Below are 15,941 nucleotides of genomic sequence, written 5' to 3' on the forward strand. Positions count from 1 at the left end.
CACCTTTTTTGAATTGGTATTACCAATTTACTTTGTCAGACAGGCACATTTAAGAAGGGAAGATGGCTTACAGTAAGATTCGTCAACCCAAACTCTGCGATGCAATTGAGCAGCAACTTGAATCCCTGATCATGGAAGGGACGCTTCAGCCGGGAGAGAAGTTGCTTCCCGAGCGCGAACTCGCCAAACAATTCGATGTTTCACGTCCGTCTCTCCGCGAGGCAATCCAGCGTTTAGAAGCGAAAGGATTGTTACTTCGCCGTCAGGGCGGCGGAACATTCGTACAGAAGCATCTCTGGCAGAGCATGAGCGATCCTCTCGTTGAGCTTCTCGCAGAACATCCGGAATCTCAGTTTGACCTGTTGGAAACGCGCCATGCTTTAGAAGGTATCGCGGCTTACTATGCCGCACTGCGTGGCACAGAAGAAGATTTACAGCGTATTCGCGACTGTCATCTTCATATACAGCAGGCGCAGGACAGCGGCGATCTCGACGCTGAAGCAGACGCAGTGATGAAGTATCAGATCGCTGTCACAGAAGCCGCCCATAATGTCGTGCTTTTGCATTTGCTACGATCAATGGGTCCTATGCTGGAACAGAACGTTCGACAGAATTTTGAATTGCTCTACTCGCGCCGGGAAATGCTGGCGAAAGTGAGCGGTCACCGCGCCAGAATTTTTGAGGCGATTGTGGCTCGTGAGCCGGAACAAGCACGCGAGGCTTCACACCGTCACCTGGCGTTCATTGAGGAAATCTTGCTGGACAGAAGTCGGGAGCAGAGCCGTCGAGAACGCTCCCTGCGTCGTTTACAGCAACGTAAGGAATAACGTGCGGCAAAGATCGTGCGGACATGTGCGACGAGCCTGTCTCCCTGACGTTAACAGGCTCCCGATTTTTCAACGTATTAGACACAGATAAGGAATACCCCCCATGTCAGAACGTTTACACAATGACGTGGATCCGATTGAAACTCGTGACTGGCTACAGGCGATCGAATCGGTCATCCGTGAAGAAGGTGTTGAACGTGCACAGTATCTGATTGATCAGGTACTGAGTGCAGCCCGCAAAGGCGGTGTGAAAGTTGCTGGCGGTGCTGCCGCAATCAGTAACTACATCAACTCTATTGCCGTTGAAGATGAACCGGACTATCCGGGCAACACCTCACTTGAACGTCGTATCCGTTCCGCCATCCGCTGGAACGCCATCGTGTCAGTGCTGCGTGCATCGAAAAAAGATTTGGAACTGGGTGGTCACCTCTCCTCCTTCCAGTCTTCCGCCACCATTTATGAAGTGTGCTTTAACCACTTCTTCCGGGCGCGCAGCGAAAAAGATGGCGGTGATCTGGTTTACTTCCAGGGCCACATTTCGCCAGGCATTTACTCTCGTGCCTTCCTTGAAGGTCGTTTGACTGAAGAGCAGATGGATAACTTCCGTCAGGAAGTTGACGGTAAAGGTCTGTCTTCTTATCCGCATCCAAAACTGATGCCGGAATTCTGGCAGTTCCCGACCGTCTCAATGGGCCTGGGTCCACTGAATGCAATTTATCAGGCTAAATTCCTGAAATATCTGGAACACCGTGGCCTGAAAGAGACGTCGGGCCAAACCGTTTATGCCTTCCTGGGCGACGGCGAGATGGATGAGCCAGAATCGAAAGGTGCGATTACCATCGCCACCCGTGAAAAACTGGATAACCTGGTCTTCATCATCAACTGTAACCTGCAGCGCCTGGATGGACCGGTAACCGGTAACGGCAAGATCATCAATGAGCTGGAAGGCATTTTTGCCGGTGCTGGCTGGGAAGTGATCAAGGTTATCTGGGGCGGCCGTTGGGACGAACTGCTGCGCAATGACACCAGCGGTAAGCTGATCCAGCTGATGAACGAAACCGTTGATGGCGACTACCAGACCTTTAAATCCCGCGACGGCGCTTATGTGCGTGAGCACTTCTTCGGCAAATATCCGGAAACCGCAGCCTTGGTGAAAGACTGGTCAGACGATGAGATCTGGTCACTGAACCGCGGCGGTCACGATCCGAAGAAAATCTATGCGGCCCTGAAAAAAGCGCAAGACACCAAGGGCAAGCCGGTGCTGATTCTGGCACATACCATTAAAGGTTATGGTATGGGCGACACGGCCGAAGGTAAAAACATCGCGCATCAGGTGAAGAAGATGAACATGGATGGCGTTCGCTACATCCGCGATCGCTTCAACGTGCCGGTAGAAGACGACAAGATCGAATCTCTGCCTTACATCACCTTCGATAAAGGCTCTGAAGAGTACAACTACCTGCACGGCCAGCGTGAGAAGTTAGGTGGTTACCTGCCATCACGCCAGCCGAAGTTCACTGAAAAGCTGGAAATGCCAGCGCTGGAAGAGTTCGGTGCGCTGCTTGAAGAGCAGAACAAAGAGATCTCGACCACCATCGCATTTGTGCGTGCCCTGAATGTGATGCTGAAGAACAAGTCGATCAAAGATCGCCTGGTACCGATTCTTGCTGATGAAGCACGGACTTTCGGTATGGAAGGTCTGTTCCGTCAGATTGGTATCTACAGCCCGAACGGTCAGCAGTACACGCCGCAGGACCGCGAGCAGGTGGCTTACTATAAAGAAGACGAGAAAGGTCAGATTTTGCAGGAAGGGATCAACGAGCTGGGCGCAGGTTCATCCTGGCTGGCGGCGGCGACCTCTTACAGCACCAACAACCTGCCGATGATTCCGTTCTACATCTATTATTCGATGTTCGGCTTCCAGCGTATTGGCGATCTGATGTGGCTGGCGGGCGACCAACAGGCACGCGGCTTCCTGGTCGGCGGTACATCAGGCCGTACCACATTGAACGGTGAAGGTTTGCAGCATGAAGATGGTCACAGCCATATTCAGTCTCTGACAATTCCAAACTGTATCTCCTACGATCCGTCATATGCCTACGAAGTAGCCGTCATCATGCATGATGGCCTGGTCCGTATGTACGGCGAAGCGCAGGAAAATATCTATTACTACATCACCACGCTGAACGAAAACTACCACATGCCAGCGATGCCGAAAGGTGCCGAGGAAGGTATCCGTAAAGGTATCTATAAGCTGGAAACCGTGGACGGTAGCAAAGGTAAAGTTCAGCTGTTGGGCTCAGGCTCTATTCTGCGCCATGTACGTGAAGCTGCCCAGATCCTGGCGACCGATTACGGCATCGGTTCAGACGTTTACAGCGTTACCTCGTTCACCGAACTGGCCCGCGATGGTCAGGATTGTGAGCGCTGGAACATGCTGCATCCAACGGAAGCACCTCGCGTGCCTTACATCGCTCAGGTGATGAACGAAGCACCTGCCGTGGCGTCAACCGACTACATGAAGCTGTTTGCTGAGCAGGTTCGCAGCTATGTGCCGTCAAGCGATTACCGCGTGCTGGGTACGGATGGTTTTGGCCGCTCTGACAGCCGTGAAAATCTGCGTCACCACTTTGAAGTGGATGCATCTTACGTTGTGGTTGCCGCGCTGGGTGAACTGGCTAAACGTGGCGAAATCGATAAGAAAGTCGTGGCGGATGCGATCGTGAAGTTCAAGATCGATGCCGATAAAGTTAACCCGCGTCTGGCTTAAGAGGTAACAGAGTAATGGCTATTGAAATCAAGGTACCAGATATCGGGTCAGACGAAGTTGAAGTCACCGAAATTCTGGTCAAGGTTGGCGACAAGGTGGAAGCCGAGCAGTCGCTGATCACCGTGGAAGGCGATAAAGCCTCGATGGAAGTTCCCTCGCCGCAGGCCGGTGTGGTGAAAGAGATCAAAATCGCGACCGGCGACAAAGTAGAAACCGGCTCGCTGATCATGATGTTTGACGCAGACGATGCTGCAGAAGCCGCACCCGCGCCAGCGCAGGAGAAAAAAGCAGACGCAGCGCCAGTCGCTGCACCTGCCAGCGCCAGCAAAGACGTTAACGTACCGGATATCGGCGGCGACGAAGTTGAAGTCACCGAGATCCTGGTAAAAGTGGGCGACAAGGTAGAAGCTGAGCAATCGCTGATTGTGGTTGAAGGCGACAAAGCATCGATGGAAGTTCCGGCGCCGTTCGCGGGCGTGGTGAAAGAGATCATTATTACCACCGGCGATAAAGTGAATACCGGTTCTCACATCATGGTATTTGAAGCAGAAGGCGCTGCGCCTGCTGCTGATGCTAAGCCAGAAGTAAAAGAAGACGCGGCGGCTGCGCCAGCAGCAGCGGCTGGCGCAAAAGACGTCAATGTACCGGATATCGGTGGCGATGAAGTCGAAGTCACCGACGTGCTGGTGAAGGTGGGCGATAAAGTCGAGGCTGAGCAGTCACTGATTGTGGTTGAAGGCGATAAAGCATCGATGGAAGTTCCTGCACCTTTCGCCGGTACGGTCAAAGCGCTGAAAGTCGCTACTGGCGATAAAGTCAGCACCGGTTCGCTGATTATGGTGTTTGAAGTGGAAGGCGCAGCACCTGCTGCCAAAAAAGAGGCAGCACCTGCGCCAGCGGCGGCGGCGGAATCTAAGCCTGCGGCTCCTGCTGCTGCGAAAGCAGACAGCAAAGGTGAGTTTGCCGAGAACGATGCCTATGTACATGCCACGCCGGTCATTCGTCGTCTGGCACGTGAATTTGGCGTGAATCTGGCGAAAGTGAAAGGCACGGGCCGTAAGGGCCGTATCCTGAAAGAAGACGTTCAGGCTTACGTGAAAGATGCGGTGAAACGTGCAGAAGCCGCGCCAGCCGCTGCCAGCGGTGGTGGCCTGCCCGGCATGCTGCCATGGCCGAAGGTTGACTTCAGCAAGTTTGGTGAAATCGAAGAAGTGGAACTGGGCCGTATCCAGAAAATCTCGGGTGCGAACCTGAGCCGTAACTGGGTGATGATCCCGCACGTTACGCACTTTGATAAAACCGATATCACCGAGCTGGAAGCCTTCCGTAAACAACAGAACGCCGAAGCTGAGAAGCGTAAACTGGATGTGAAATACACACCTGTTGTCTTCATCATGAAAGCGGTCGCTGCGGCGCTTGAGCAGATGCCACGCTTCAACAGTTCACTGTCTGAAGATGCGCAGAAGCTGACGTTGAAAAAGTACATCAACATCGGTGTGGCAGTTGATACGCCAAATGGCCTGGTTGTTCCGGTGTTTAAAGACGTGAACAAAAAGGGCATCACCGAGCTGTCTCGTGAGCTGATGGCGATCTCTAAAAAGGCGCGCGATGGCAAACTGACCGCTGGCGATATGCAGGGCGGCTGTTTCACCATCTCCAGCCTTGGCGGCCTGGGAACCACCCACTTTGCGCCGATCGTTAACGCGCCAGAAGTGGCCATCCTTGGCGTGTCGAAGTCAGCGATGGAGCCAGTATGGAACGGTAAAGAGTTTGCACCGCGTCTGATGATGCCAATCTCTCTGTCCTTCGATCACCGGGTTATTGACGGTGCAGATGGGGCACGTTTCATTACCATTGTTGGCAATATGCTGTCAGATATTCGTCGTCTGGTTATGTAAAACGCGCAAAAGGCCGGCAAATGCCGGCCTTTTTGTAACATTCAGGGCACCGCGGTTGGCAGTTTATTAACAATTCTGTAAACTCTTGCGGTGAACATGTCCCGGTGGAATAAGGACATTATGAGCCTATTCCATTAGGCATAATTGGCGTAGTCAGATTGAGTCACTGCCGCGCAAACCCGATAGCCGTGGGTTTGCAGCAGCATACGCAATATGGCCAGTTAACTAGCCTAATGGGATAGGCTCAGCGTCTGACCCGCCGGAAATCCAATAAGAGGTCATGATGAGTACAGAGATTAAAACTCAGGTCGTGGTACTTGGGGCAGGTCCTGCAGGTTACTCTGCAGCCTTTCGTTGCGCTGACTTAGGTCTGGAAACCGTACTGGTTGAGCGCTACAGCACCCTCGGCGGTGTCTGTCTGAACGTAGGCTGTATCCCGTCTAAAGCGCTGCTGCACGTTGCTAAAGTGATTGAAGAAGCGAAAGCGCTGGAAGAACACGGCATTGTGTTTGGTCAGCCGCAAACGGATATCAACAAAATCCGCAGTTGGAAAGAGAAAGTTATTAACCAGCTGACTGGCGGCCTGTCAGGCATGGCAAAAGGTCGTAAAGTTACCGTGGTTAACGGCCTGGGCAAATTTACCGGTGCGAATACGCTGGTCGTCGAAGGTGAAGGTGGGGCAACCACGATTAACTTCGATAACGCCATCATCGCTGCAGGTTCACGTCCAATCGAACTGCCATTCATTCCTCATGAAGATCCACGCGTGTGGGATTCTACCGATGCGCTGGAACTGAAAGAAGTGCCTAAGCGTCTTCTGGTCATGGGCGGCGGCATTATCGGTCTGGAAATGGCCACCGTTTACCATGCGCTGGGTTCAGAGATCGACGTGGTTGAAATGTTTGACCAGGTTATCCCGGCTGCGGATAAAGACGTGGTTAAAGTCTTCACCAAGCGTATCAGCAAGAAATTCAACCTGATGCTGGAAACCAAGGTCACCGCCGTTGAAGCTAAAGACGACGGTATCTACGTTTCAATGGAAGGCAAAAAAGCGCCAGGCGAAGCCCAGCGTTATGATGCCGTTCTGGTGGCGATTGGTCGTGTGCCAAACGGTAAAGGCATGGACGCTGACAAAGCCGGCGTTGAAGTCGACGACCGTGGCTTTATCCGCGTTGACAAGCAAATGCGTACCAACGTGCCGCACATCTACGCGATCGGCGATATCGTCGGTCAGCCGATGCTGGCGCACAAAGGCGTGCATGAAGGCCACGTGGCTGCAGAAGTCATTTCAGGTCTGAAGCACTACTTCGATCCGAAAGTGATTCCATCCATTGCCTATACTGAGCCAGAAGTTGCCTGGGTCGGTCTGACCGAGAAAGAAGCGAAAGAGAAAGGCATCAGCTATGAAACCGCCACGTTCCCGTGGGCGGCATCAGGCCGTGCGATTGCTTCTGACTGTGCAGACGGCATCACCAAACTGATTTTCGACAAAGAAACCCACCGCGTTATCGGTGGCGCCATTGTTGGCACCAACGGCGGTGAGCTGCTGGGTGAAATTGGTCTGGCTATTGAAATGGGCTGTGATGCAGAAGATATCGCACTGACCATTCATGCCCACCCAACCCTGCATGAGTCAGTAGGACTGGCGGCTGAGATCTTTGAAGGCAGCATCACTGATTTGCCTAACGCGAAAGCGAAAAAGAAATAAGTCTCAGGACAGAAATAGCGGCCCCTTATGGGGCCGTTTTTTTATGGTTTCTTTTCATTCGGATAAGTAAACGAATAAAGGAAAGGGCGCCTGCGCTAACACATTCACACTGGCAAAAATGGCGGAGTTACCCCCGCCATTAACGAAGTTTTTACTGCCTGGTTTCGTAATTCAAGACAGCCGAAAGTTCAGCGCTCATTATTCTGAGGCGAAGTTCACATAATGAACTTCGGTTCGATAAGCTCAAACCTAAAAGAATTAACCCGCTAATAACAAGTAAACCGTATTTCGACTTCATGGTGGCACCTCTCTTGATTTTTATCGAGTGAGGGACTACCCTGACAGTGTTCAGGTGTTAGGGTGGTTCCCCCGCTCGCATTCGTTGAATAGTGAATGTGAGCGGTTCCTTCCTCTTTCCACCTCAGGTTCTCACCCAAAGCAAAAAGCCTCAGGCGCCCAACCGCAGTCTACCCATTGATTATTTTATTGTCTCTGTGCTTTTAACTAATTTATGGTTCTTATTTTCTACTTTAATGATTAATGAAAGTTTCTACGTTTAATTGATTATGCCTGACGTGATTCTTAACATTAATTTCCTGGTGAGTGGTTTAAAATAATTTCGTCACTGTTATCACCTTGTCATGAAATTGGGTTAATTACTCACTTCATTATTATTAAAACGTAGCCAGTCAATAAAATGACGTAAAGGTGCTGAGACATACCGCCTGCCGGGATAGTAAAGCCAGAATCCTTCCGCATTGCCTGTAAAGTCACTTAATAGCTCAACGAGTTCGCCACGTTGCAGGCTGGGATTCACGGCTGCCTGTTGCAGAAATGCGATGCCTGCACCCGCGACAGTGGCCTGCAAAATCCGCGCGTTGTTGTCCAGTACCAATGGGCCACGCACGGCGATCTCCTGTTTTTTTCCTGCGTTCCAGAATTCCCAGCGATAGCGTCGGCCACTGGGAAAACGCCGTTCGATACAGGGAAACTGAAGCAGTTCATGCGGTGTTTGCGGTGTACCATGACGTTCGATAAACGCCGGGCTTGCGACCACCAGGGTGCGCATTGCCGGACCAAAGGGCAGGGCGATCATGTCCTGTGCCAGCACATCGCCGTAGCGAATACCTGCATCAAAACCCGCTTCCAGGATATCGACCAGCGCATCGTTACTGTCAATTTCCAGCGTGATGTCCGGGTACTGCTGGATAAACGGCAGAATCAAGCTATCAAAAAACAGCGCTTCTGCAGAACGCGGCATATTGAGCTTTAGCGTGCCGTGCGGACGGGCACGCCAGTCATTAAGCTCATCTACCGCCTGCGACAGATCGACCAGCGCGGGTTGAATACGCTGCAGAAAATATTCGCCCGCTTCGGTCAGTGAGACACTGCGTGTGGTGCGGTTAAGCAGCCTTACGCCGAGCCGTTGCTCAAAATGGCGCATGGCGTGGCTCAGCGCCGACGGCGTAACGTTACGCGCCTGTGCAGCCTTACGAAAGCTACGGTGGTGCGCGATGGCGCTGAACATTTCCAGTTCCTGCAGGGTTGCCCGCGAGAATGTCATTGATGAGTTTTCCTCACTGAATCGGCAAAAATAGCGCAATTGTTGTTGTGATTGTTGAGGATTATAACAATAACACCGCAACAATAATGAGGAAGATGTCATGCAACAACGTCAATTAGGCAATCAGGGTTTACGGGTATCGGCGCTCGGACTGGGCTGTATGGGAATGACCTTTGCCTACGGCAACACCGATGAGCAGCAGGCATTGAATACGTTGTCCCGCGCGTTTGAACTGGGCGTCAACTTTCTGGATACCGCCGAGATCTATGGTCCCTTTACCAACGAAGCGCTGATTGCCAAAGCCATTAAAGGCCGCCGTGATAACGTGACGATTGCGACGAAATTTGGTTTCAATATTACCGGTGCAGGTCAGGGCTGGGAGAACATGACCGGCGTGAACAGCCAGCCGCAGCATATTCGCGAAGCCGTCGAGGGATCGTTAACGCGTCTGGGCACCGATCATATTGATCTGCTTTATCAACATCGTTTTGATCCTGCTGTGCCGATTGAGGATGTTGTGGGCACCATGGCGGATTTGATTCAAGAAGGCAAAGTGCGTTACCTCGGACTGTCAGAGGTGTCCGCAGCAACGCTTCGCCGTGCCTGTGCGGTACATCCCATATCGGCTTTACAAAGCGAGTACTCACTTTGGACTCGCGATCTCGAGCAGGGCATTCTTGCCACCTGTCGTGAACTGAATGTGGGTTTTGTACCTTACAGTCCACTAGGGCGGGGTTTCCTGACCGGCAAGCTGGCATCCGTGGCGGATCTTGACCAAAGTGATTTCCGCCGCAGTTTGCCGCGCTTTCAACAGCAGGCACAGGAACATAACCAAAAGTTAGTTGATCAATTGACAGAGGTCGCACGGGGTTATGGTATTTCTGCGGCGCAGCTGGCGCTGGCGTGGGTTTTAGGCAAGGGCGAGGATATCGTGCCGATTCCGGGAGCGAGTAAGGTCCACCATCTTGAAGAAAACTGCGCGGCTGCGGCAGTCGTCGTGAAAGGCACCGATAGTGATTATCTGGATGGGTTGTTTGCGCCGGAAAACGTTAGCGGAGCGCGCTATGCCAGCGCTGAATTTGGCATGATCGATCGCTAATCCGGGCGCGGCATTCCATTGTTAACAGGCAGGGCTTTACGCCCTGCTTTTTTTCGTTTACACCGCATTAGGCAGCTCATTCTGCTGAAGAAAACACTAATGTTGCTTTTTTGTAAACAGATTAACAAGGCGGCTAAATCCTGCTATGCTGCCCCACGCGGAACCGGGCACCTTACCCTACTCATGGAATGCGTTGTCATCAGGGTGCACCGGAAACCCATACAATGAGAGCGAGGAGAACGTCGTGCTAGAAGAATACCGTAAGCACGTTGCCGAGCGTGCTGCCCTGGGGATTGTACCTAAGCCATTAGATGCTTCCCAGATGGCCGCGCTGGTTGAACTGCTAAAAAATCCACCTGCGGGTGAAGAAGAATTTTTGACCGATTTGTTGGTCAACCGCGTACCACCCGGCGTCGATGAAGCGGCGTATGTTAAAGCAGGTTTCCTGGCTGCTGTCGCCAAAGGCGAAACAACCTCTCCTCTGGTATCTCCTGAAAAAGCCATCGAACTGCTCGGTACCATGCAGGGCGGCTATAACATCCATCCTCTGATTGAAGCACTGGATGATGCCAGACTGGCACCGATCGCAGCAAAAGCGCTTTCTCATACGTTACTGATGTTTGACAGCTTTTACGACGTTGAAGAAAAAGCGAAAGCGGGCAATGCCCATGCGAAGCAGGTGATGCAGTCCTGGGCTAATGCCGAATGGTATCTGTCACGTCCTGAGCTGGCTGAAAAAATCACCGTTACGGTTTTCAAAGTCACTGGCGAAACCAATACCGACGACTTGTCTCCGGCACCTGATGCCTGGTCACGTCCGGATATCCCTCTTCATGCCCTGGCGATGCTAAAAAATGCCCGTGAAGGTATTGAGCCGGATGAAGCGGGTAATATCGGACCGATTAAACAGATCGAAGCGCTGCAGGCCAAAGGTTTTCCTCTGGCTTATGTGGGTGACGTTGTGGGTACGGGTTCATCACGTAAATCTGCCACCAACTCGGTGCTGTGGTTTATGGGTGATGACATCCCTAACGTGCCTAACAAAAAAGGCGGTGGTGTTGTCTTAGGCGGCAAAATTGCCCCTATCTTCTTCAACACGATGGAAGACGCCGGCGCGCTGCCAATTGAAGTGGACGTTAACGACCTGAATATGGGTGATGTCATTGATATCTATCCGTTTAAAGGCGAAGTCCGTCATCATGAAACCGGCGATCTGCTGGCAAGCTTTGAACTGAAAACAGACGTTCTGATTGATGAAGTGCGTGCCGGCGGCCGTATTCCACTGATCATCGGTCGTGGCCTGACCAGCAAAGCGCGTGAATCGCTTGGCCTGCCTGTCAGCGATGTGTTCCGCGTAGCGAAAGACGTCGCGGAAAGCTCACGTGGCTACTCACTTGCACAGAAAATGGTTGGCCGTGCTTGTGGCGTGGATGGCGTGCGTCCGGGTGCCTATTGCGAACCGAAAATGACGTCGGTGGGTTCTCAGGATACCACCGGTCCAATGACGCGCGATGAGCTCAAAGACCTGGCGTGCCTGGGCTTCTCTGCTGACCTGGTGATGCAGTCCTTCTGTCACACAGCGGCTTATCCTAAGCCTGTGGATGTAAGCACTCACCATACGCTGCCAGACTTCATCATGAACCGTGGTGGTGTTTCACTGCGTCCGGGTGATGGCGTTATTCACTCCTGGTTAAACCGCATGCTGCTGCCAGATACCGTGGGCACCGGTGGGGATTCCCACACGCGCTTCCCTATCGGTATTTCGTTCCCGGCAGGTTCTGGCCTGGTTGCCTTCGCGGCGGCTACCGGCGTTATGCCACTGGATATGCCTGAATCTGTGCTGGTCCGCTTCAAAGGTAAAATGGAGCCAGGCATTACGCTGCGCGATTTGGTTCACGCCATTCCGCTGTATGCCATCAAGCAGGGCCTGTTGACCGTTGAGAAGAAAGGTAAGAAAAACATCTTCTCCGGCCGCATCCTTGAAATCGAAGGTCTGCCGGATCTCAAAGTCGAGCAGGCATTTGAACTGACGGATGCCTCTGCTGAGCGCTCCGCTGCAGGCTGTACTATCAAGCTGGATCAGGCGCCGATCAAAGAGTATCTGACGTCCAACATTGTTCTGCTGAAATGGATGATCTCAGAAGGCTACGGCGATCGTCGTACGCTTGAGCGTCGTATTGATGGCATGGAAAAATGGCTGGCCGATCCACAGTTGCTCGAAGCCGACGCCGATGCAGAATATGCTGCGGTGATTGACATCGATCTGGCTGAGATCAAAGAGCCGATTCTGTGTGCGCCAAACGATCCTGATGACGCGCGTCTGCTGTCTGAAGTTCAGGGCGAAAAGATTGATGAAGTCTTTATCGGTTCGTGCATGACCAACATTGGTCACTTCCGTGCGGCAGGTAAGTTGCTGGACAGCCATAAAGGCCAGCTGCCAACCCGTCTGTGGGTCGCACCACCGACCAAAATGGATGCGGCACAGCTGACGGAAGAAGGCTACTACAGCGTATTCGGTAAGAGTGGCGCGCGTATCGAGATCCCCGGTTGTTCACTGTGCATGGGTAACCAGGCACGCGTCGCCGATGGCGCAACGGTGGTATCGACCTCAACCCGTAACTTCCCGAACCGTCTGGGAACAGGGGCAAACGTCTACCTGGCGTCTGCCGAGCTGGCTGCGGTCTCATCGCTGTTAGGTAAGCTACCCACGCCGGACGAGTATCAGCAGTTTATGGCGCAGGTGGATAAAACAGCCAGTGATACTTATCGCTATCTCAACTTTGACCAGTTGAGCCAGTACACTGACAAAGCAGATGGCGTGATTTTCCAGACTGCCGTCTGATAGCTGACATTTATTGATCCATCGAAGAGGGACGCCCTGGCGTTCCTCTTTTTTTTATGTCTCACAAGACGATTATCAGGAATCAGGATGTGTGCGCTAAGCAGGTGCACAGCAATCAAAATAGCGGTATAACAGCGCGAGTTACTGACAAAGAGATAAGATCATGGAGTATGAATTTCTACGGGACGTTACGGGCAAGGTAAAAGTCCGGATGTCGATGGGGCATGAAGCACTGGGCCACTGGTTCAATGAAGAAGTTGAGCATGACGCCAGCGTGCTTGATGAGGTGGAAGCAGAAGCCCTGAAGCTTAAAGGCAGCCAGCGCCAGTGGCAGCGTACCGGGCGTGAATATACGCTCTGGATGGACGACGAAGAGGTCATCGTCCGTGCGAATACGTTGAATTTTGAAGGTGATGAAATGGAAGAGGGCATGAATTACTACGACGAGGAAAGCCTGTGCTTCTGCGGTATGGAAGATTTCCTGGCGGTCATTGCCGCCTGGCGACGGTTTATGCAAAACACATGATCGCTGAGCCATCTTGTTACCCGCACTCCTCCTGCTATATTGATTGATTATGCTCAAATAACTGCATTTTATTCTGCGACTCACACAACATCTTTTCATTAAATGATTTAATATCATCATCATGATTATAATCAATCAGTCTGGTGATGATATGGATATTAAAGCAACCATTGAAAAAATCCCCGGCGGTATGATGGTTGTGCCCCTGGTCCTGGGGGCGGTGGTTAACACACTGGCCCCAGAAGCCTTACAGGTGGGGGGTTTTACCAGTGCCCTTTTTAAAGACGGTGCGCCCGCCCTGATCGGCGCATTTTTGTTTTGCATGGGCGCAGGAATCTCTCTCAACGCTGCGCCAAAAGCCCTGCTGACAGGCGTCGGTGTCACGGCAAGTAAGTTTCTTGTCGCTGTGGCGATGGGCTTTGCTGTCGATAAGTTTTTTGGCGCTGATGGGTTGTGGGGACTGACCTCGGTCGCTGTTATTGCAGCGATGAGCAACAGCAATGGCGGCCTTTATGCCGCGCTGGCGGGTGAGTTTGGTCGCGACAATGAAGTCGGGGCGACGCCCGTGATCGCCCTTAATGACGGTCCGATATTAACCATGATTGCCCTGGGCGCGGCAGGCATGGCAAACATACCGGTGATGTCGGTGGTGGTGGTGATCATCCCTATGCTGCTGGGCATGTTGCTCGGTAATCTCGACCCACAAATGCGTGATTTCCTGTCTAAGGGCGGCCCGCTGTTAATTCCTTTCTTTGCCTTTGCTTTAGGTGCCGGTATTGATTTTGCCATGTTGCTCAAAGGTGGCCTGGCAGGCATTTTACTGGGTGGGTTAACCACGCTCGTCGGCGGTTTCTTTAATATTAAGGTTGATCGTTTGTTAGGTGGCAGCGGCATTGCCGGCGCAGCGGCGTCGAGCACGGCTGGCAATGCTGTTGCCACGCCCATCGCCATCGCCCAGGCCGATCCTGCTTTGGCACACGTGGTCGCCACAGCGACGCCGCTGGTCGCCACCTCTGTCATTGTTACCGCAATTTTAACGCCCATGCTGACCTCATGGGTGGCCAAGGGCAATCAGCAACGATCACTGTCTTCCACGGAGAAACCATTATGAAAATGATCGTCATCGCCGACGATTTTACTGGCGCAAACGACACGGGCGTCCAACTGGCAAAAAAAGGGGCGCGCACGGAAGTGATGCTGACGCCACAACAGAAACCGTCGCGCCGGACTGACGTACTCGTCATCAATACAGATAGTCGGGCGCTCAGCGCTGAGCAGGCGACGATGGCCGTTACTCAGGCGCTTTCTGCCAGGCAGGACGAGGCGCAAAATGACGTGCTGATCTATAAAAAAATCGACTCAACCTTTCGGGGGAATCCGGGGGCAGAGATTGCAGCGGTCATGGCGGCAAGTGGTGCTACGCTGGCGATAGTTGCCGCTGCGATACCTTCGGCAGGCCGGACAACGCGCAATGGCGAATGTCTGGTACACCAGCGTCCGTTGCTGGAGACGGAGTTTGCCAGCGATCCGCGCACGCCGATTATCTCATCGCGCATTCGTACGCTTATCAGCTTACAGACCTGCCTGCCGGTGAATGAAATATCGCTGGATGAGATACGAAGCGGCAACCTGAACGCTCTGCTTGAACGTGTGGCCCGGCAGGAATACAGCATAGTGGTTATGGATGCCGAAAGTGATAACGATCTGAATCTGATTGCCCAGGCGGCCTTATCGCTGAAAAAACGTCCCCTGTTAGTGGGGGCTGCGGGACTGGCAAATGCGCTTCCGGCGGAAAGTTACATGAATATGCATCAAAGCTTGCCGGTGCTGGTGGTGGCGGGGTCGATGAGTGAAATGACCCGACGTCAGGTGGAGCAGGCACAGCGTCAGGGACGTGTTGAGGTTGTCAGGATTGATGTAAAAACGCTTCTGGCACCTGAAGACGAGAGTCATGACATTGTGACGCAGGCCTGCCAGATACTGATGCAGAACAGGCATTGTGTTTTGCAGACCAGCAGTAACGTTGACGATCGCAACCAGATAGATGCGCTGACTGCGCAATACGATATGAGCCGGGAGGTGTTAGGTGAAACGCTGAGCCGGCGTATCGGCGAAATCACCTTAGCTATCCTGGACCGTGCCCGCACAGGCGGCCTTTTCCTCACCGGCGGCGATATCGCTATTGCCGTGGCTAACGCCCTGGGTGCAGAAGGTTATCGTATTCAGAGCGAGGTTGCCCCCTGTATTCCTTGCGGCACCTTTGTTAACAGTGACATTGATGATTTGCCGGTCATTACCAAGGCGGGCGGATTTGGCACCGACAACACCCTTTGCGAAGCACTCCACTATATTGAGGAGTTGTATCGCAGACAGTGAGTATCAACCTGCACCTCGGCGACTTTACAGTCGATGTGCAGGCTAAAATCGGTTTTAGAGAGCAGAAGGTAGGGCTTATTTGTATTAACGTCAGGGTGACAGACAATATTAAATGCCTTACACAATGCTGTGTTTTATTAAAAATAACGGTTCAAAAAATTATATGCCTGGTGTGCTGATGCGCCACTGTCAGGTTGTAACAAAAAATTGATTAATAATACGCCTCCTTTAAGCCAAATTAAATTCGCCGATTCCCGGCAAGACCTGATCCGAAAAGATTTTCATTATCGTTTCGATTTTATCTATTTGATTGTATGGTTTTTTATTTTGT

Annotated in this window: 10 protein-coding genes; 9 read left to right on the top strand and 1 reads right to left on the bottom strand. The window is 52.4% G+C overall.

Features of this window, described 5'->3' with window-relative positions; genetic code table 11:
• Positions 1-62 precede the first annotated feature (62 nt).
• From pdhR to lpdA, 4 genes are all read left to right on the top strand, one after another.
• Positions 63-827, top strand: coding sequence for a pyruvate dehydrogenase complex transcriptional repressor PdhR (gene pdhR, locus NR177_RS18335; protein WP_063878426.1), 765 nt, complete (start codon positions 63-65; stop codon positions 825-827).
• Between the two features lie 103 nt (positions 828-930).
• Entirely contained in the window at positions 931-3,597 is a 2,667-nt protein-coding gene (gene aceE / locus NR177_RS18340) for a pyruvate dehydrogenase (acetyl-transferring), homodimeric type (protein ID WP_145393626.1), read from the top strand.
• Between the two features lie 14 nt (positions 3,598-3,611).
• A complete protein-coding gene (aceF, locus tag NR177_RS18345) occupies positions 3,612-5,495 on the top strand; it encodes a pyruvate dehydrogenase complex dihydrolipoyllysine-residue acetyltransferase (protein WP_256853375.1) in 1,884 nt (627 codons plus the stop codon).
• Positions 5,496-5,778: 283 nt separating this feature from the next.
• On the top strand, positions 5,779-7,203 hold the full coding sequence (lpdA, locus tag NR177_RS18350) for a dihydrolipoyl dehydrogenase (protein ID WP_063878429.1): 1,425 nt from the start codon (positions 5,779-5,781) through the stop codon (positions 7,201-7,203).
• Positions 7,204-7,855: 652 nt separating this feature from the next.
• Here lpdA and NR177_RS18355 read toward each other — a convergent pair.
• Positions 7,856-8,767, bottom strand: coding sequence for a LysR family transcriptional regulator (locus tag NR177_RS18355; protein WP_256853376.1), 912 nt, complete (start codon positions 8,765-8,767; stop codon positions 7,856-7,858).
• Positions 8,768-8,867: 100 nt separating this feature from the next.
• On the opposite strand from NR177_RS18355, the gene NR177_RS18360 reads away from it, so the two are divergent.
• From NR177_RS18360 to NR177_RS18380, 5 genes are all read left to right on the top strand, one after another.
• Positions 8,868-9,866: an aldo/keto reductase gene (locus NR177_RS18360; protein ID WP_256853377.1), complete on the top strand. Its 999-nt coding sequence runs from the start codon at positions 8,868-8,870 to the stop codon at positions 9,864-9,866.
• Between the two features lie 244 nt (positions 9,867-10,110).
• Positions 10,111-12,708, top strand: a complete 2,598-nt coding sequence (acnB, locus tag NR177_RS18365) for a bifunctional aconitate hydratase 2/2-methylisocitrate dehydratase (RefSeq protein ID WP_096012079.1) — start codon at positions 10,111-10,113, stop codon at positions 12,706-12,708.
• 163 nt (positions 12,709-12,871) lie between these two features.
• Positions 12,872-13,234, top strand: a complete 363-nt coding sequence (gene yacL, locus NR177_RS18370; protein WP_063878433.1) for a protein YacL — start codon at positions 12,872-12,874, stop codon at positions 13,232-13,234.
• A gap of 151 nt (positions 13,235-13,385) precedes the next feature.
• Positions 13,386-14,345, top strand: coding sequence for a 2-keto-3-deoxygluconate permease (locus NR177_RS18375; protein WP_109718235.1), 960 nt, complete (start codon positions 13,386-13,388; stop codon positions 14,343-14,345).
• Positions 14,342-15,610, top strand: a complete 1,269-nt coding sequence (locus tag NR177_RS18380; RefSeq protein ID WP_181377170.1) for a four-carbon acid sugar kinase family protein — start codon at positions 14,342-14,344, stop codon at positions 15,608-15,610. Before NR177_RS18375 ends, NR177_RS18380 begins: the two co-directional genes overlap by 4 nt.
• Positions 15,611-15,941: the final 331 nt, after the last annotated feature.

The sequence above is a fragment of the Pantoea sp. Fr+CA_20 genome (assembly GCF_024520835.1).
GTDB lineage: Bacteria > Pseudomonadota > Gammaproteobacteria > Enterobacterales > Enterobacteriaceae > Pantoea > Pantoea allii.